At 61.1% G+C, this 18,411-nt stretch carries 18 protein-coding genes; 5 read left to right on the top strand and 13 right to left on the bottom strand.

The window, feature by feature from the left end; translation table 11 throughout:
• Positions 1-48: 48 nt before the first annotated feature.
• Positions 49-1,227 (top strand): M20 family metallopeptidase, encoded by a 1,179-nt coding sequence (locus AB8B29_RS22285; protein WP_037197648.1) that lies wholly within the window; start codon positions 49-51, stop codon positions 1,225-1,227.
• 6 nt (positions 1,228-1,233) lie between these two features.
• On the opposite strand, the gene AB8B29_RS22290 is transcribed toward AB8B29_RS22285, so the two are convergent.
• The 7 genes from AB8B29_RS22290 to ampC all read right to left on the bottom strand — a co-directional run bounded on the left by AB8B29_RS22290 (position 1,234) and on the right by ampC (position 8,935).
• Positions 1,234-2,055 (bottom strand): carbohydrate ABC transporter permease, encoded by an 822-nt coding sequence (locus AB8B29_RS22290; RefSeq protein WP_037197650.1) that lies wholly within the window; start codon positions 2,053-2,055, stop codon positions 1,234-1,236.
• A 1-nt stretch (position 2,056) separates the two neighbouring features.
• Entirely contained in the window at positions 2,057-2,923 is an 867-nt protein-coding gene (locus tag AB8B29_RS22295) for a carbohydrate ABC transporter permease (RefSeq protein WP_037197746.1), read from the bottom strand.
• Positions 2,924-2,974: 51 nt separating this feature from the next.
• Entirely contained in the window at positions 2,975-4,300 is a 1,326-nt protein-coding gene (locus tag AB8B29_RS22300) for an extracellular solute-binding protein (protein WP_037197747.1), read from the bottom strand.
• 49 nt (positions 4,301-4,349) lie between these two features.
• Positions 4,350-5,864: a putative N-acetylmannosamine-6-phosphate 2-epimerase gene (locus AB8B29_RS22305; RefSeq protein ID WP_037197651.1), complete on the bottom strand. Its 1,515-nt coding sequence runs from the start codon at positions 5,862-5,864 to the stop codon at positions 4,350-4,352.
• A gap of 67 nt (positions 5,865-5,931) precedes the next feature.
• Entirely contained in the window at positions 5,932-6,621 is a 690-nt protein-coding gene (locus AB8B29_RS22310; protein WP_037197748.1) for a GntR family transcriptional regulator, read from the bottom strand.
• A gap of 199 nt (positions 6,622-6,820) precedes the next feature.
• Positions 6,821-7,219, bottom strand: a complete 399-nt coding sequence (locus AB8B29_RS22315) for a hypothetical protein (protein ID WP_037197652.1) — start codon at positions 7,217-7,219, stop codon at positions 6,821-6,823.
• Between the two features lie 558 nt (positions 7,220-7,777).
• On the bottom strand, positions 7,778-8,935 hold the full coding sequence (gene ampC, locus AB8B29_RS22320) for a class C beta-lactamase (RefSeq protein ID WP_425350019.1): 1,158 nt from the start codon (positions 8,933-8,935) through the stop codon (positions 7,778-7,780).
• 255 nt (positions 8,936-9,190) lie between these two features.
• Between ampC and AB8B29_RS22325 the strand changes: the two genes are divergently transcribed.
• Positions 9,191-10,069 (top strand): LysR family transcriptional regulator, encoded by an 879-nt coding sequence (locus AB8B29_RS22325; RefSeq protein ID WP_037197657.1) that lies wholly within the window; start codon positions 9,191-9,193, stop codon positions 10,067-10,069.
• 106 nt (positions 10,070-10,175) lie between these two features.
• Here AB8B29_RS22325 and AB8B29_RS22330 read toward each other — a convergent pair whose 3' ends face one another.
• Positions 10,176-11,054 (bottom strand): NmrA/HSCARG family protein, encoded by an 879-nt coding sequence (locus AB8B29_RS22330; RefSeq protein ID WP_037197658.1) that lies wholly within the window; start codon positions 11,052-11,054, stop codon positions 10,176-10,178.
• 120 nt (positions 11,055-11,174) lie between these two features.
• Here AB8B29_RS22330 and AB8B29_RS22335 point away from each other — a divergent pair, with 120 nt between their 5' ends.
• A complete protein-coding gene (locus tag AB8B29_RS22335) occupies positions 11,175-12,071 on the top strand; it encodes a LysR family transcriptional regulator (protein WP_037197660.1) in 897 nt (298 codons plus the stop codon).
• A 59-nt stretch (positions 12,072-12,130) separates the two neighbouring features.
• Here AB8B29_RS22335 and AB8B29_RS22340 read toward each other — a convergent pair whose 3' ends face one another.
• The 5 genes from AB8B29_RS22340 to AB8B29_RS22360 form a co-directional block, all read right to left on the bottom strand.
• Entirely contained in the window at positions 12,131-13,153 is a 1,023-nt protein-coding gene (locus tag AB8B29_RS22340) for an LLM class flavin-dependent oxidoreductase (protein ID WP_439006717.1), read from the bottom strand.
• A gap of 194 nt (positions 13,154-13,347) precedes the next feature.
• Positions 13,348-13,842 (bottom strand): hypothetical protein, encoded by a 495-nt coding sequence (locus AB8B29_RS22345; RefSeq protein WP_037197662.1) that lies wholly within the window; start codon positions 13,840-13,842, stop codon positions 13,348-13,350.
• A 117-nt stretch (positions 13,843-13,959) separates the two neighbouring features.
• The gene (locus AB8B29_RS22350) at positions 13,960-14,481 is read right to left on the bottom strand and encodes a hypothetical protein (RefSeq protein ID WP_037197663.1); all 522 of its coding nucleotides are present in this window, start codon (positions 14,479-14,481) and stop codon (positions 13,960-13,962) included.
• 140 nt (positions 14,482-14,621) lie between these two features.
• The gene (locus tag AB8B29_RS22355; protein WP_037197664.1) at positions 14,622-14,957 is read right to left on the bottom strand and encodes a hypothetical protein; all 336 of its coding nucleotides are present in this window, start codon (positions 14,955-14,957) and stop codon (positions 14,622-14,624) included.
• A 289-nt stretch (positions 14,958-15,246) separates the two neighbouring features.
• Entirely contained in the window at positions 15,247-16,143 is an 897-nt protein-coding gene (locus tag AB8B29_RS22360; protein WP_037197666.1) for a sugar phosphate isomerase/epimerase family protein, read from the bottom strand.
• A gap of 178 nt (positions 16,144-16,321) precedes the next feature.
• Between AB8B29_RS22360 and AB8B29_RS22365 the strand changes: the two genes are divergently transcribed.
• A complete protein-coding gene (locus tag AB8B29_RS22365) occupies positions 16,322-17,392 on the top strand; it encodes a LacI family DNA-binding transcriptional regulator (protein WP_051963616.1) in 1,071 nt (356 codons plus the stop codon).
• Positions 17,356-18,363, top strand: coding sequence for a substrate-binding domain-containing protein (locus AB8B29_RS22370; protein ID WP_037197668.1), 1,008 nt, complete (start codon positions 17,356-17,358; stop codon positions 18,361-18,363). The genes AB8B29_RS22365 and AB8B29_RS22370 overlap by 37 nt, the downstream gene beginning before the upstream one ends.
• The last annotated feature ends 48 nt before the right edge of the window (positions 18,364-18,411 follow it).

An 18,411-nucleotide genomic window follows, 5' to 3' on the forward strand; every position in this document is an offset into this window, starting at 1 on the left:
TGTCGCGTCGGTGATATCACGCGATAGGCCATAGAGAGGATCGACCGGATGAGTGCCGCTGCAGGACATGATCGCATCGAACCGCAAGAGGTTGCGAGCCTGTTGAGCGCCATGGTGTCGATCCCCAGCATCAATCCCGACTTCCTTCAGCCGAGCTTGCCGGCGGGCTGGTTCGGCGAGGCAAAGCTGGCCACGTTCATCGCCGACTGGTTGAGCCGCGAGGGGATCGAGGTCGCGATGGAGGAGGTCCTGCCTGGACGCCCCAATGTCGTCGCCCATCTGCGTGGCCGGCCAGGAGCGCCGGCGATGATCTGGGAAGGGCATACCGATACGGTTCAGGTGGAGGGCATGGCGTCGCCCTTCCAGCCGCGCATCGAGGGCACGAGGCTCTATGGCCGAGGTTCCGTCGACGACAAGGGATGCCTCGCCATGTTCATGCTGGCTATGCGGGCGCTGAAAAGGCGCGGCTGCGGCTGCGATCTCACCTTCGTTGCCGCGATCGATGAAGAGACGACCTTTCGGGGCGTTCAGCACCATGTGCGTGCTCACCAGCCCTATGATCTCGGCGTTGCCGGCGAGCCGACCAGCCTTGCCATCGTCCGCGCCTGCAAAGGTGTCATTCGCTGGGTCATCGATGTGCGGGGGCGGGCAGGGCACGCGTCAAAGCCTGAGGACAGCGTCGACGCCTTGGCCGTTGCTGCCGATCTCCTGCACCATCTCCGTGGCTACATGCGCGCGACCGATCGAACGCATCCGCTGCTTGGCCGTCGCAGCCTGACCTGCACGCTGATGCAGGCGGGCGAAGGAGCAAACACCGTGCCGGGTCATGCTTCCTTGACCTTCGACTTCCGCACCCTGCCTGATCAGACCGGTGATGAAGCCTGGCAGGAAATCGCTGACGTGGTGAACGCCTTTGCGCGGGGTCATGCCGCCGGCGCCGACATTCTTATGCAGGCTCCGTTCGTCGATTCCGTGTCGATGGAAGTCTCGCGAGATGCGCGCATCGTCCGGGAGCTGTCGGCGGTTCTCGCTAAGGCGGGTCTGCCTCATGAGGCTATCGGCGTGCCGTTCGGCTCGGATGCCTCCAAGCTTACGCGCGCGGGAACGCCGACCGTGATCTTCGGTCCCGGCCGGATCGAACAGGCTCACGCCGCCGATGAGCATGTCGACATGGAGGAGGTCGCGCGGGGCGCCGATATCCTCGTCTCGCTGGCAAGCGGGCTCTAGCCGCGCCTAGCCCTTGACCGCACCTGCCGTCATCGAGCCGGACAGCTGCCGATACATCACGATACCGAGCAGCGCCGGCGGCAATGCTCCGAGGATCATGACCGCCGATGCCATGCCCCACTGCACGCCGCCGCCGCTGGCGGCAAAGAAGAAGGAGGCGCCGACGGTCATAGGCACGGCGCGGCTGGTCGTCAGCATCAGCCCGAAGAGAAACTCGTTCCAGGCGGTGATGAAGCCGAAGATGAAGGTGGTTACAAGCGTCGGGCGGATCACCGGGCGAATGATACGGATCATGATGTCGAAGACGCTTGCTCCATCGACGGTCGCGGCCTCGTCGAGCTCCACCGGCACGTCTGATATCGCGTTGACCAGCATCACCAGAGCCAGTGGAATGTTGACGATCGTGAAGATGAGGCCGAGGCCGATCTGCGTGTCGAGCAGGCCGAACCATTGATACATCATATAAAGCGGGATCGCGAAGACGATCAGGGGAACGGCGCGAAGGTTGATGACGAGCGGAAGCAAGAGCTTTTGGCCGGTCTCGCTGCGCGCGATCACATAGGCCGCAGGGAAGGCGAGCAGGATCGCAAGGGTCGTGCCGATGAGGGCAGCTGCGGTGCTGTTGGCGAGATAGAGGAAGATGTTGAAGCGCTCGGTTTCCGTCAGCACCTTCAGATAATTGTCGAGGGTCGGTTGCTCGATCCATAGGCCGGGATTGCCGGCGATCTCGCGCGTCGTCTTGAACGAGGTGATAAGGGTGACGAGGACGGGGAAGTTCATGGCAAAAACCACGAGGCCATAGACGATCCAGCGCAGCGACTTAAGCATCCTATCTTTTCCTTCGGGCGCTCAGCCAGTTCAAGCCGTAGAGGACCAGCAGCGAGCTGATGAACAGCACGACGGAGGCCGCTACCGCCTTGCCGATGGCGCCTTCCTTGAAGAAGGCCTGGTAGATGTAGATCGAAAGCGACGTCGTCGATCCGCCGGCGCCGCTGCCGGTCAATGCATAGACGTTGTCGAAAACGCGGAAGCCGTCGATGAAGCGTATGAAGAAGGCGACCGTCAGCGTTGGAAGCATCAGCGGCAGGTCGATGCGCCACAGCCGCTGCAGGCCCGTGGCGCCGTCGAGGGCGGCCGCCTCGTGGACGTCTTCGGGAATGGCGATATAGGCGACGTAAAAAAGCAGGAAGGCGAATGGCGTCCATTGCAGCACTTCGATCACGATGAGCGTGCGAAAGGCATTCGCATAATCGAGGAAGGCCGGGCTGTCGCCGAACCATTCGAACAGGTAATAGGGCACCGGTCCGGCGAATTCATGCAGCACGAGGCGGTACATCAGGCCGACCATGGCGGGCGCGACCATCAGCGGCAGCATCAAGGGTGCCATCAGTACCGGCCGTGCCGACAGGAGCGGCTTTAGGAAAATCGCTAGGAAAAGGCCGAGCAGGCACTCCGAAACCGCCGTGATGATGCCAAAGCGCAGCGAGAACCATACCGATTGCCAAAATGCCGCGTCCGTCAGGGCCGCGGCATAGTTGCCGAAGCCACTGATCTGAGGGCTGCGCAGCGTTTCGAATGAGACCGTGGAGACGGAATAGAGAAGATTGAGAAGTGCCGGAAAGCCGAGGAACAGCAGAAGAAACCCGACAAGCGGTGCCAGGTAGAGCCTGCCTTCGGCGCGTTTTACGAGAGCCATATTGTCAGCCGCAGCGGCCGGATGCCGTAGAGCCGGCATCCGGCCCTGTCCCTATTTTTTCAACAGATCCTGCATGCCTGCCTTGGTGTGGGCAAGCGCATCCTCAAGGCTCTGCTGGCCGGACCAGTAGCCGGTGAATTCCTTGGCCTGCAGTTCGTACACAGAAAGCGCCTTTGCGGAGGTGGCGCCTGTCATCACGTAGCCGTATTTGCTGGCAAATTCGCCGAGCTTGACCAGATCAGGACGTTCCTTGGCCACCTTGGTGACGACATCAGGCGTCAGGGCGGGGGAGCCACCGGCACGGGCATAGGCAAGGGCCGCGTCCTCCGAGGACAGCCATTTGAGGAACTTGATGGCGCCTTCCTTATTCCTGGCGTTCTTGTTCAGGCCGAGGCCGAGACCGTGGATATGGTCGGCGCGTCCATTCGGCCCGGCCGGCGGCGCGACCATGCCGGTGACATCGGCCACCACAGGCGACTTCTTCACATCGGTGAGTTCGGCCGCGGCCGCATTCCATTGCAGCGCGGTCGCTGCCTGCCCGGAACTATAGGCGGCATTGGTCTCGGCATATTCGTAGCTCAGTGAATCCTTCGGCGAAGCGCCGGCGTCATAGAGTGTCTTGTAGAGCGTGAGGCCGGTCTTGTAGGCATCGGAATCGACAGTGACGTTGCCGCTCGCGTCCGTCCAGTCGCCGCCATAGGAGCGCGGCAGGGATTGGAACACCATCATGTTGAAGAGGAGGTTCTTCATCTGCAGCACGGTGCCGTAGCGCACCGGGCTTTGGCGGTTCACCTGCTTGCTGAAATAGAGTGCGGTCGCCGCCCAGTCATCCCACGTCCAGTCATCCGGCTGCTTGGGCGCAAGCTCCTTGCCGAGATACTTCTTTGAAATCTCGGCATATTTGGCCTTGGCATCAGGGTCGGCGATAAGCGCGTCGATGAGATCCTTGCGGTAGTACATGAAGTGCAGTGAGAGGTCAGTCGGCACACCATATTGCTTGCCGTCGAACTGCATCGTCTTCAGCACGGCGTCGCCGAAAACCTTCGGCGCGTCGGCATTGAGTTCGATCGGCTCCATGTAGGGTGCATAACGGCCGATCGAATAGGTCGCCACGAGATTGACATCGAAGGCATTCGAGCCGGCGGCCATATCGGCCTGCAGCTTGTCGAAGAAGCCGTCGCGATTGAAGAACAGAAGTTCGATCTTGTCGGCATCCGCCGCCGTCTTGTTGTAAAGGTCGGTGGTGGCGCGCAGTGCCGTTTCCTCCGAACCACCAGGCCAGCCGAGTACGACCACCTTGGCGTTCGCCAAGCCCGGAAGCGCTGCCGCTGATAGCACAAGGGCGAGCACTGCGGACGATATGTGCTTGAATTTCATCATTGTTCCCTTTCCTTTATCGTTGTTTCTTGAATCGAATTGGGTCCGTCTACCCGTTGCGGCTGGCAAGATCCGCCGCGCCGATGATGCCGGCGCGTGGGCCGAGGCTTGCGGCGACCAGATGCGGCGCGAGGTGCGGCGGGAGCGCCACGAGATGCGCGCTGATGGCGTCGAGATAGCCGGATGACAGACCAATGCCGCCGCCGATGACGATGCGTTTCGGGGCAAACATCATCTGAATGTCGCGGCACAGGAGCGCGACGCGCAGCGCCGATTGCGCGACGATCGTCTGCGCCCAGGCCGCGCCGTTGCGAGCGTGCTCGAAGATCTCGGGCGCCTCGGCCTGATGTCCGCTACGAGCGGCCTCGGTTGCCATCCAGCGGCCGGAAGCGACATCCTCGAGTGGAGCTTCGCCGAGCGTCGGGCTGCGTAGCAGGCCGAAATGGCCAGCAAGACCGAGCAGGGGGCTTCCGTTGATGACGACACCGCCGCCGATGCCGGTGGATATGGTCAGGAACACCGTATCCTCGTTGCCGCCGGCGCCGAACCTGTGCTCGCCCCAGGCTGCGGCCTGGGCATCGTTGACGGCAAAGGCGGGTTTGCCGAACAATTTGCTTGCCTGCGCGACGAGCGGGTAGCCATCGGGGATCGCGAGCGTTGCGGGATTGAGTGCCGACCAGCGCCCTTCGTCGATAAGGCCGGTTACGGCAATACCGACACGCTCGTATCGGCCGCTCCAATGCTTGGCCTGTTCGGCGATGGCAGCCAGCCAATCGTCGGGACCCGCTTCCCGACTGGTGGCAATGGTTGCCTCGGCCAGCACCTGCACGCCGCGTACCAGGGCCGTAAGTGTCTTCGTGCCGCCGATATCGATCGCAAGCGTCGCCGCGTCGCGCTGCGAGAAGGCGGTCGAAACGGCGTCGTGGAACCATGATGTCACGTGCTCGGTGCGCGTGATCGCCGATCCGACGACAACAGCACAGGCGCCGGCGCGCACGGCGTCGGCCGCCTGCTGCGGGGTGCGGATGCGGCCTTCGGCAATGACATAGGGTGTCAGTTGCCGCATGGCGGCGATCAGCGCGATATCCGGCTCCGCCGGTTCGGGGCCGCCGACATAGCCCGACATGGTCGAGCCGACGAAATCGGCGCCGGCGGCCAGCGCCCGTTTCGCATCGTCCAGGCAGGAGCAATCGGCCATGGAGAGCAGGCCCCTGGCCTTGATGGCCGCCAGAAGCGCCTCGATAGTTGCTGGGCGAGGCCGATCCGTGGCGTCGAAGGCGATAATATCGGCACCCGCATCGGCGAGCGCCTCGACATCGGCGATGAAGGGTGTGATGCGCACCGGACTGTCATCGAGATCGCGCTTGACGATGCCGATGATCGGCGCGTCGACGGCTGATCTGACTGCGGCGACATAGGCTGATGATTCGATGCGCAGGGCTCGCGCGCCGGCTGCGAGTGCCGCGCGCGCAAAGCCGGCCACGAAAACAGCCTCGTCCATCGCGCCATCGGGCACGGGCTGGCAGGAGACGATAAGACTTAGATTGAGATCTTCCTTGCGCATTCGGCACCCCTTTCGAAGGGTCACGATAGAGCAAGGTCACCAGAAAGCAACCGGTTTTAAACTGGTATTATCTCTGGAGCTCGAAGACGAAGTCGTAGACCTCACCCTTGTAGCGCGTCTCGCAATATTCGACGATCTCTCCATCGGCGAGAAAGCAGCGGCGTTCCGTCGTCAGGATCGGTGCGCCCGGCTCGCAGCGCAGATGCTGTGCATCTTCAGGAGAAGCGGCCCGCGCCCGCATTCTCTGGACGGCGCGCAGGGGCAGAAAGCCGCGCTGGGCAAGAGCTTCGTAGAGGGAATCGCCAACGGACGAAGGTGAGGGAAGAAAGCGTACGGGCACGGCCGCGTGCTCCACCGCAATCGGTGCGCCATCGGCGGTCCGTACCCTGCGCATGCGCAGGACTTGCGCGTTTGCGGAGATGCCGAGCGCCATCATTTCAGCCGGGGAAGGCCGGGTTAACTGCTTGGAAAGCCAGATGCATCCAGGCTCCATTCCGCGCGCCCGCAGATCTTCTGAGAAGCTGGTCAGCGTGGAAAGCGATTTTTCGACCCGGGAGCCGATTTCGCTGCGTGCGCCTTGCCGCCGGCTCACCATGCCCTCCTCTTCCAGCATGGCGAGTGCCTTGCGGACTGTCACGCGCGACAGCGACAGGGCCTCGGCGAGTGACCGTTCGCCTGGCAGAGCCGAGCCGGACTTGAAGGCGTGGTTGCGAATGGCGGTTTCGATCGCCGTCTTGAGCTGCTTGTACAGCGGCATCCCCGGCGCGCCGGCTGCGAACTCCCTCCTGACCAGGTCGATGATATCAGTCGCCAAGGCAAACCTTCCCTTCGATCGCACGACTAGGAGCGAAATTTCGTCCTGTCCGATACTGGTATTATACTGTACGGCTTTTTGCGATCTGTCGAGCGAGGAAAAGAGTGATACGGACGCCAGGTGGGCCGCAATGAGGGCTGCCTTATGGTCTTTGCGGCGCTATTGCTCGACGCTCCGTCCGCGCCACGATGCCCGCTTTGCCGGCGCTCTGCAATTGCCCTTTTTGAGCGGCATGAGGGATGGCCGCCTTATTGCCTTGGCCCGCTCTCAGCCACCGAAGAATCGCGTCAAAACCGGGTTGAGCCGCGCGTTTGAACTCCGGGCTCATTTCCGCATCCATGCCGCAAAGCGTTGCGATTTCCTGCCAGTCCACTCTTCCGGCCCGCAGCGGAGGACGCGACTGGAAGACGACAAGCCCGATCATGAAGCCCTTGAGGTTTTCAAAGCTGCGGGGCTGCAGCAAAGGTGCGAGCCTCAGGTCGCAAAAATCCGAGATCTTGCGTTGGAAAACATCAGAAGCAGAGCTTTTCTTTACGGGCATTGTTCATTCCTTGCATACGACCTCGTCCAGAGGCCGGGGTGTGCGCGCTAAAGCACGGAAGTTAACGAAACGCAAACAACCGACCGTTTAGCCGCTTTCAATTCTACGATGCGTTGGCAATTGGCAACTCTAGTGATGAGCTGATCCTGATCGGACATCCCGGCTCTCGCACGGGATCAAGGGCAGATCATGGCGCCCTCGGTTTATTTCGGTTTCGGTCGATCAAAACCATGAAGAAACTGTAACTTGCCTCCCATGCCATTGAGAGCGACATTTGCCTCGCGCCGGATTGATGAGGTGAAGCAAATGTCAGTCTTGGAAATATTAGTGAGACGCCGTATGCAGGAAGAATATGCCAAGGGCACATCCCCCGAGCGGATTACCCGGCTCCTGCAGGAATTCTTCAACGGGGTGGAAGCCTCCCAAGCAGATGCTGCCCCGCACCGGTCTTTCGGCAATCGATAGCAATCGACACATAGAACGAAAGCGGCCGGCCCTCGACGTTTCTCCGAGAGCCGGCCCCTTTGTGGATCAAACACGTTCCGAAGGTGCCGCCTCCTATTGCGCGCCGTTCGAGCCGGGCAGGCTTTCGATTGCTGTCAGGATCTTGTATGCGGCCTTGACGCGTTCCGGGATCGGATAGTTCTTGTTCGCCAGCAGGACGATCCCGATTTGTCTGGCCGGAATGAAGGCCGCATAGGCGCCAAAACCGTTGGTCGAGCCGGTCTTGTTGAGCAAGATATCCTTGCGCGGCTGTTGTGGTGGCACGAGCCGGGTTATCTTATGTGGCTTCAGCGCCATGTCCGATGAATTGCCTGACAGTAGCCGGGTGAGCGTCGTCGGATAGGCGTAGATTTCCCAGCCCAGCGCCTGTGTCGTGTTTCCTACCGTGTAATAGCCGACATGGGTCGCGGCGATCGCGCGCTGAAGGGTTTCGTCAAGCCGAGAGCCGTCCATATTGGCCTCGAGAACGCCGACCATGTCAGCCGAAGTGGTCTTTACGCCATAGGCTTGCGTGTCCAGGACGCCTGGCGTCACGCGGATCGGCTTGTCCTGCTTCGAATAGCCGTAGGCATAATTGCCCATCTCGCCCGGCGGGACGCGGACATAGGTATGATTGAGGCCGAGGCCCGCGAAGATCTTTTCCTGCATCAGCGCATCGAATGGCTTGCCCATGGCTTCGGCGGCGAGATAACCGAACAAGCCGATGCTGGGATTGGAATAGAGCCGATGGGTGGCCGGTGCATAGGATGGGTGCCAGTTGCGATAGTAGGCGATCATCTTATCCTGATCAGTCACATCATCCGGAAACTGCAGGGGCAGGCCGCCTGCCGTGTATGTGCCGAGATCCAGAAGACTGATCTTGTCGAAGCTGCCGCCGGTAAGCGCGGGCAGATACTTCGACGCCTTATCGGAAAGTGACAGTTTTCCGCTGACCTGAGCGTAAGATCCGAGAACCGCGGTGAAGGTCTTGCTGATCGAGCCGAGCTCGAAGATCGTGTCGTTTGTGACCTTCTGACCAGTCTCCTTCGAGGCGACGCCATAGTTGAAGAAGTAATGCTTGCCCTTGATCGTGATCGCGACGGCCATTCCCGGGACATCGTTTTCCGTCATGACCGGCCGGATTGCATCATTGACGGCTCGCTCCAGCCGATCCTGATCGTTGCCGTCTGCCGCATGGGCGTTGACCGCATAGAAAAGGCAGCTGGCGATCATGCCGAGTTTCGGTAGCGAGATGGGATGCATGTGCAAGATAATGTCCTCATATTGGTGGACAGGCCGCGCAGACGATTGCGGCCTGAGGTCATGGATCCGGGGTTGATGGGCACGGTCGGGGTTGCAGTCGATGCCGCCTGGGGGTCATTTGGCCCCTGCAATCACCTCGCGACGCAGACTATGGCGCCCCCTTGTGCCCTAGACAAACGATCAATTCTGGGCTTAGGCATGAGAAAAACTTGGGCTTAGGACATAATGGACATTTCACAACTTCCGCTGAACGCGCTCCGCGTTTTCGAAGCCTCGGCGCGGCATTGCAGCTTCACGCGGGCCGGCCTTGAGCTTCGGGTGACGCAGACGGCCGTCAGCCATCAGGTCAAGGCGCTGGAGGATGTGCTCGGGGTAACGCTGTTCAAACGGCTTCCGCGCGGACTTGCATTGACCGACGAGGGCCATGCCTTGCTGCCCGTGCTGACCGATGCATTTCGCCGCATGAGCGCCACCTTGAGCCAGCTGGAGGAAGGCAACTTCGACGAGATCTTGACAGTCGGCGTGGTCGGCACCTTTGCGATCGGCTGGCTTTTGCCTCGGCTGAGCTCGTTCAAGGCTCAGCATCCGCATGTCGATCTGCGTCTGAAGACGAACAACAATCGTGCTGACATGGTGCTCGATGGGCTCGATTTCTTCCTGCGTTTCGGCGATGGGGCATGGCATGGAACCGAGGCGATCCATCTGATGGATGCGCCGCTGTCGGCGGTTTGCACGCCCTCGATCGGCGCGCGTTTGCGCACGCCGGCCGACCTTGCCGATGTCGAGCTGCTGCGCTCCTACCGGATCGACGAGTGGGCTCTCTGGTTCAGGGCGGCAGGCCTCACGCCGCCCAATCTTCGCGGTTGGATGTTCGATTCTTCGTTGACACTGGTGGAGGCCGCCGCGCGTGGTGTCGGCGTGGCACTCGTCCCCGTCGTCATGTTCTCGCATGAGATCGAGGCGGGCAGGATCGTGCAGCCGTTCCGGATCACCGCTGTCACCGGAAGCTATTGGCTCACACGATTGAAATCGCGCGCGGAAACCGCATCGATGAAGGCGTTTCGCCAATGGCTGACAGCCGAGATCGAGGATCTGCCGTCATAGGATTGGAGTTGCCCGCCGTTTCGGATCGGGATGAAGGACGTTGCTCCTGTTCGCGGCCCCATGTTGGGCCACGAGATTTCGCTTCGGCCGATGAAGTCTACGGCGGTCAGTTCTTTGCCCATTGGGCGGCGGCATCTCTGGCAAAGGTGCTGTAGGAGCGTGGTGCGCGACCGAGCAGCCCGGTGAGACGACGAATGTCGTCCGCCGTGGCGACCGCGCCATCCGTCTGGTAGCGGCTGAACATCAGGCGCAGGTCGAGCGCATGCCAGGCGGGCAGCATGGTCTTCATACGCTGTTCCATCGTAACAAGATCATCGCCGCCATAGCGGATGACGCGGCCGAGCGCTTCGCTCCAGATGGCGGAAATGTCCTCGCCCGTCAAACTGTCCGGACCGACCAGCGTATAGGTCTCGCGGCCGAGCGGTGCGGAAGCTTGCTCCCGGCGGATTAGTTCGAGCGCAGCCGCCTCGCCGATATCGCGAATATCGACCATCGAGATGCCCTTCGACCCCACAGGTACGCCGTAGGCACCGGCATTCAGCAACAGATCCCTCTGACGAAGGTCGTTCTGGATAAAATAGGCTGGGCGGAGAACCGTGGCCGAGAGATCGAGAGCGTCGATCATCCGCTCGACCGTGTGTTTGCCGGCGAAATGCGGAACGTCGGCATAGGCCTCGCCCTTGAACACCGAGAGATAAACGATGCCTTTGACGCCGGCCTCGCGGGCGACGGTAAGCGCGAGCATCGCCTGGGTCAGTTCGTCGGCAACGTTCGGGGCGAGCAGGAACAATGTGCTGACGTCTTTCAGCGCGGCGCGCAATGAATCCGGGTCGGCCAGATCGCCGCGGACCGGCGTTACGCCCGAGGGAAGCTGTGCAGCTTCAGGCGAGCGCGTCAGGGCGCGGACATCGACATTGTGACCCTGCAAGTGGGCCAGGACCTGGGACCCGATGGTCCCTGTGCTGCCGGTAACAAGAATAGCCATTTTAAAAACTCCTCAAGATGTTGCGAGAGACCCGATGTCTCGAGAAGAAAGATAGCCGTTCCAATTTCTATTTGGAGATGGCTATATTAAGACAGGTCGTCTCAATTATGGAACACGAGTATGGATCTGCAGGCTTTGTCCGACTTCAATCTGGTCGCTGCCCATGGCGGGTTCGGTCGCGCCAGCCGCGTCACCGGAAGGCCGAAGGCGACGCTGTCGCGTCGGGTTGCCGAGCTCGAGCAGAGCCTCGGTGTCAGGCTGATCGAACGCGGATCGCAGAGCCTGCGCTTAACTGATGAGGGACGGGCGCTCCACGAGCGCACCGATGGGCTGCTATCTGAAATCGCCGAGGCCGGCGAGGCGGTTGTCCTCGGGGCCTCGACCCCGAGAGGACGCCTGCGTGTCAGCGCGCCCGTGGTCTTCGCCCATGTCGCGCTCGGTCGCATCGGCGCGCGTTTTGCCCTGGCCTATCCCGAGGTCCAGCTCGAGATCGTCGCCGAGGATCGCAAGGCCGACCCGGTCGAAGACGGCTACGACCTGATCATCCGCATCGATCCGGCACCGGACGAACGGCTCGTCGGTCGCCGCTTCCTCAATGACGAACGCCTGATCGTGGCGCCACCGGGCATGCGGCGCCCCTCGCCAACGGCAGACGGCGAAGAGCTTGCCGTGAAGGCCGTCTTGCTCAGTGCATCCTCACAGACGGCCGTCTGGCGACTTGGCTCCGGAGCAGAGCCAGACGTGGTGCTGAAACCAGAGCCTGTCCTTCGTCTTTCATCGCTTTTGATGGTTCGTGATGCCGTTTTGGCGGGTGCCGGCGTGGCTTTGTTGCCGAAGCTTCTTGTCGCTGACGATATTGCGGCGGGCCGGCTCGCTTATTGGGGAACCCTCAGAGGTCCGGCGGTGGAAATCTGGGCACTCCAAAGCTCGCGCCGTCTGATCGGCGCCAAGGTCCGCGCGTTTCTGGACGTGCTGGAGAAAGCCTTTCCGGAGAAGGTGTTCGTCCCGACGATATGATGCGGTGGCGGCCCTGACGCTTGGGCTATCCACTCAAGCAATATCAATGGCCGGCGCCATCAACGCCAGCCGAGAGCGGGCGCGACGTGGGTGAGGATCGCCTCGATCACATGCGCGTTGTATTCGACACCGAGCTGGTTGGGGACGGTCAGAAGCAGAGTGTCGGCCTCTGCTATAGCCTCGTCCTTCCTGAGTTCTTCGATCAGTTGATCCGGTTCAGCGGCATAGCTGCGTCCGAAGATTGTCCGTGTCTTGTCGTCGATGAAGCCGATCTGGTCCGCGTCCTTGCCGCTGCTGCCGAAATAGGCGCGGTCGAGATCGTTGACCAGTGCGAAGATGCTGCGGCTCACCGAGACCCGCGGCTCGCGCTTGTGGCCGGCCTCCTTCCAGGCTTCGCGGAAGACCCGGATCTGATCGGCCTGCTGGACATGGAATGGCAACCCGCTCTCATCGTTTTTGAGCGTTGAGCTTTGCAGGTTCATGCCGCGCTTTGCTGCCCAGACAGCGGTCGCGTTCGAGCTCGCCCCCCACCAGATCCGTTCGCGCAAGCCCTCCGAATGCGGTTCGAGACGCAGGAGGCCGGGCGGGTTGGGAAACATCGGTCGGGGGTTGGGTTGCGCAAATCCCTCGCCGCGCAGGATGTCGAGCAGCACGTCCGCATGCCGCCGGCCCATGTCGGCGTCGCTCTCGCCCTCGGCCGGCTCGTAACCGAAGTGGCGCCATCCATCGATCACCTGTTCAGGCGAGCCGCGGCTGATGCCGAGCTGCAGCCGGCCTCCGGCGATCAGATCAGCTGCGCTTGCATCCTCGGCCATGTAGAGCGGGTTCTCGTAGCGCATGTCGATGACGGCGGTGCCGATCTCGATGCGGCTGGTCTTGGCCCCGACGGCCGCCAGCAGCGGAAACGGCGAAGCGAGCTGGCGGGCAAAATGATGCACGCGAAAATAGGCGCCGTCCGCGCCCAGCTGCTCGGCAGCGACGGCGAGATCGATGGATTGCAGGAGCGTATCGGATGCCGAACGCGTTTTCGATTGGGGCGAGGGTGTCCAGTGGCCGAATGAAAGGAATCCGATCTTCTTCATGGTCCCGCTCCGCAACGTTTGGTTCGCTCAGCTTTGCTTCATGACATGATTTCGGCTGCCGATACAAGCGGAGTGAAGGTATCCTGGCTGCGCGAGCCGCGCCCTCGGTATCCAAATAAATAGGCCCGCCGTTTCCGGCGAGCCCACGGGAGGCCGATGCTGCCGCCGCGCCTGCGGTCTCCAGCTGAAGATCGTTATTTCGCTGGCTGGATCGAGCCGATGATACCGAGCACTTCCTTTTCGTGCTTGGCCTGGTCTTCCTTGGAGCCCCAATAGGTGAGCACGAGGATCTTGTTGGGCGCCGGCGAAAGGACGCCGAGATTGATGTTGACGGCTCCGTCTGCATCGGTGCCCTGCCAGTTCAGGATCGACAGCTTCATGCCATTGATTTCGTTGCTGTCGTCATCCTTGCGGGTGCCGGCGTCGATCTTGACGCCGTTCTTGTCGAGGAAATCGACGGCATCGCCGATGACCTTCTCGACATTGTCGCCAGTGGCAACATCGAGGGCAAAGTAGATGGCGGCATCAGGCGAATTGGCGTCGATGCCGGATTCGGTTTCCTTCGGCTTCCAGCTGTCGGGGATGGTGACGCTGGCAACGGGCGCTTCGCTCGGAAAGGCGAGCGTCTTGGCATTGGCGAGCATTGGAAAGACTGCGAGCGCAGCGGCGATGAGCAGCATCTTTTTCATAGGGGGCTTCCATTCTGTCTTTGAGTTTAGGTCGCCGATCAATCTCAGCGGATACGTGAGGTTGGCATGGTTTTCGGCAGTGCGGAGACAGCCGGAAAAGGGGATGATTGACCGCAATCAGCCGGCCGAAGCGATCTCGAAATCCTGATCGAAGGAACTCGTCTTTCCCGAGGTCATGTCATACAGCGTATAGTGAAGCTTGTATTTGCCGGCCGGTGCACCGTCGACGTTCAAGGTCATGTCGAGCTTGAACTCCAAATTCTGCTTGTGGCTTTGAAGGTCGCTATCCAAGAAGCCCTTCTTGCTCCACACGACCTCGCCGCTGGCGTCGATAATGTCGAGGTCGGCAACGAGGTGGAGTTCATAGAGACTGTCCGGAAGCTGCTTCCAGCCATAGCCGATCGGTTCGGCATAGCTGAAGATGGGCTCGCCGGGTTTGAAAACGTTTGAGTCACGTTTCTTGTAAACCCCGTAACCCGTTGAAGGCTCGGCCACGAAGATGACGTTCTGTTGTGAGAACGGCACCTTGGTCCAGGCTTCGATGACGGCCTTTTGTGCAGTGGCCAAATCCGCCAGAGGATCGGCATGGGCAACGGCAGCAAAAGTCATCGCAAAAATCAATATAAGCACTTGCCGCATCGCAGTCTCCAATCGGTCTGCTGATAATGATTCCGGCAGGCGCCGGAGAACGGGTAAAGCCATCGTCTCATTGCGTAATTTCGAGGCATGATCGACTTGCCCCAATCGAAGACGGTGGTTGCCGGCGCATCCCGCCTGCCTCATTCGTGGATGGTATAGCTGCCGAGTTCGCACAGGTTCTGGGTGTCCGTCGTCGTATCGAGGCTGGAACCTTCCTCGAACTCGAACTTCATGTCGTACTTGCAGACAGTCCGACCGTCGCCGATGGTGATATCCATGCTCTCACCGGGGTTCAGTACCTGCTTGCCGAAGACATCGTCTTCCCAATTATTGACGCCGACCGGGGACGTATAGAAATTGGTGAGCACGGATTTGGTGCCGTTCTTGAGCGTGAACGTCAGGTCGTCGGCGCTTGCAGCACCGGCAAGGCAAAGAAGCGCTGCCAACGCCGCAAGGGCGAAGCGAAATTTCGTCATCGAATTGATCCTTCGGTGAAAGCTGATGCGCGTCTTTTTAAGCGTTTCAGCGGCCGTGAGCTATATATATTGCACGCCAAGCTCGGCCCATTTTTGGGCTAAAACGCAACCCGGATCGAGGCGTGGCGTCGGCCTGTCGCCCGGCGACAAACGCGGCACTGCCGCGAGCTACTCAGTCCGCACAGAAGCGAACAGAGACCTGTAATTGGGAGTGGGCCGCGGCATGCGACCCGAAGTGGAGACCCCGCTGTCGAGCAGGGTCTCGTTCAGCGTAAGTTGACGCCCGCCATCAAGGCAGGAGGCTGCGCTGCAGGCTTTGGCGCTGTGCCTCCTGAGCGGCCTTGAGCTGGGCCTTGGTATACATCAGGGCATGCTCGGCAAGGTCGCGGCCATCGTCCCAAAGGTTGCGCCAGATGCCGAGGATGCCTTCGAGCGGCTGGCCGACGACGCGCGAGGAGAAGGATTCGAAGGTGATCGGGCCTGTGTAGCCGGAGCGGACAAGGGCGCGGAAAACGCCGGCAAGGTCGATCGTGCCCGAGCCCATGTAGCCACGATGGGAATCGCCCGTGTGGAAATATCCGAGATGGTCGCCCGTCTCGAGAATGGCGGCCTGAATATCCGATTCCTCGATATTCATGTGGTACACGTCCAGATGCACCTTCACGTTTGGCATGCCGATGCGCTTGCACATCTCGACGGCCTGCGCGGCGGTGTTCAGCACGTTGGATTCGTAGCGGTTGACCACTTCGAGGACGAGCGTGATGTGGCTTCGCGCCGCTGTCTCGGCCACCTGACGCAGGATCTCGACCGATTGTGCGACGCCTGCCGCCGTGGTCGGCTCGGAATATTTGCCGAAGGCCGAATGCAGGATGCCGCCGATATATTCGCCACCGCAATCGCGGCAGACGGCGATGGCCTGCTCGAGCTTTTCCTTGCCGCGCCGTCCCTTCCCCTTGTCGCCGCTTGAAATGTCGCTGTCGAAATCGAGGCCGAGCGAGAAGTTGATGCCGATGCCGTTCTTTTCCAACTGGCGACGGGTAAACTCCGGATCGATCAGGCTCGGATCCAGCGCCGGTGCCTCGATGAAATCGTAGCCCACCTCGGCACTACTGGCGATTGCGCGGGCGCATTCCTCCTTGCTCCAGCCGGCTTCCCATACCAGCGCGTGAACTCCCAGCTTGTTCATGATCTTCCTCCCGGTTTCGTGGATGCAAAATGAATTGCTGCAGTGCGGAAGACATGAATCGTTTTATACTTGAAAGCGTTCATGTTGACACCGCACTTGCTCAGGTATAGCTTACAATAAATCGTTTCACCAGAGTTTTCATATTATCATTGGCGAGGGCGTAGTGGGGGAGGGCAAGATGTCGAGACAGCAAAGCCCTTCCATCAAGATGGTGGCCGACAGGGCCGGCGTTTCGGTCGCGACGGTCTCGAACGTCCTCAACGGCAAGCCAACGGTTTCTCCCGATTTTGCCCGGCGCGTGAATGATGCGGTGCGCGAGCTTGGTTACGTCGTCGATCTCGGCGCGTCGCGGCTCCGCTCGCGCAAGGCGCAGCTCGCCGGCGTCGTTGTGCCGGATCTTACCAATCCGATGTTCGCCTCCTTCGTTTCCACGCTGGAGCATCTGGCGCGCCTCGCAGACTACGATCTGGTCGTCGTATCAGCGCGCAACAATGCGGAGGAGGAGGCTGACCGGCTGCGCAAGATTCGCGCCTGGCGCCCCGCCGGCCTGATCGTCATTCCCTGCGATGGCGCCTTTGCCGAGCGCCTGCCGGATGGCTTCTTTGCACCCGTTGTCCTTGCCGACCGCATACCCGATGCCGCCGGCTTCGATCTGATTGCCGTCGACAACGGGCCGTCGGCCGGTGCCATCGCTGCGCATCTCGATCAACAGGGCTATGAGGATTGCCTCGTCGTCGGCACCAGTCTTTCGATCAGTAACATACGCGAGCGTTGGGAAGGCGTGCGTGCGTCGGCCAAGCACATGCGGGTCGAGATGCTGGAAATCGGCATCGATGACGCCCATGGCGCACAGCTTCTGGAGGAGCGTCTGCGCCATCGCCCGCTGCCCGGCGCGCTGTTTTCGCTCGATCAGGGCACGACGCTTTTGACCTACTGCACCATGGCTGAGATCGGCCTTTCCGTGCCAGGCGATATCGCCTTTGCGAGCTTCGACGAGATGGAATGGATGCGGCTGGTGACGCCCGGGATCACGACCGTGCGTCAGCCTGTCGAGGAAATGGCCGAGCAGGCCTGGGCGCTGCTGTTGCGGCGCATGACCGGCTCTGCCGGCAAGCCGGTCACGCGGCGCTTGCGCTGCGCCGTCGAGATCCGTGGTTCGACACCGCGGAACCCGCTTGAGGAGGCGGGCAAACTGAAACTGGGAGGAAGAAAATGGAAGTTACAAGGCGAACCATACTCACCGGAATAGGCGGCGCCGTCGTTGTCGGCACCCTTGGCGGCACGATCGGCGTAGCCCAGGCGGCTGAACCGCAACTCGGCGTCGTGGTTAAGATCGGCGGCATCCCGTGGTTCAATGCCATGGAAGTCGGCATCAAGAAGGCCGCGCCAGAATTCAAGACGAACGCCTGGATGGTCGGGCCGACACAGGCGGATGCTGCTCAGCAGGTCCGCGCCATCGAAGACCTGATTGCCCGCAAGGTTGCGGTCATCGGTATCGTGCCGAACGATTCCGCAGCGCTCGACCCCGTTCTCGGCCGCGCGCGGGCAGCTGGTATCAAGGTGCTGGCCCACGAAGGCCCGAGCCAGAAGGAAGCGGATTGGGACTTTGAGCTCACGACCATCGAAGGCTATGGTCAGGCGCATATGGACCTGATTGCCAAGGAGATGGGCGGGGAAGGCAAGTATATCGTCTATGTCGGCTCGCTGACTGTTCCGCTCCACAACGCCTGGGCCGATGCGGCGATTGCCTATCAGAAGCAGAAATATCCGAAAATGCAGATGCTCGGCGATCGCTTCGGCGTTGCCGAAAGCCTGGATGAAAGCATCAAGACCACTCAGGATCAGCTTCGCGCCAATCCGGATCTCAAGGGCATCCTGACATTCGGTTCGCAGGGGCCGATCGGCGCTGCCCGCGTCCTCGACGATCGTGAAAAAGCCAAGTCGATCGCGCTGGTCGGTGGCTTCTCGCCGGGGCAGGGCGTCAAATACGTCAAGTCCGGCACGATCCGCGGCGGCTTCATCTGGAATCCGATGACGGCTGGCGAGATCTTCGTTCAGCTCGCTTCCATCCTGGCGGCCGGCAAGGAACCGACCGACAATATGGAGCTGACCGGCGTCGGCAAGGTGCGCGTCTATCCGGACAAGAGGCTCATTCAGGCGCAGAAGCTTGAATCCCTCGATAAGCAGAATATCGACCGGCTGGTCGCGCTCGGTCTCTAGGCGTTCCTCCCGAGGGCCGGCGGTTGGCCTGAGTGCCGCCGCCGGCCA

Source organism: Rhizobium sp. 11_C7_N12_5 (genome assembly GCF_051811145.1).
GTDB classification, from domain to species: Bacteria; Pseudomonadota; Alphaproteobacteria; order Rhizobiales; family Rhizobiaceae; genus Rhizobium; species Rhizobium lusitanum.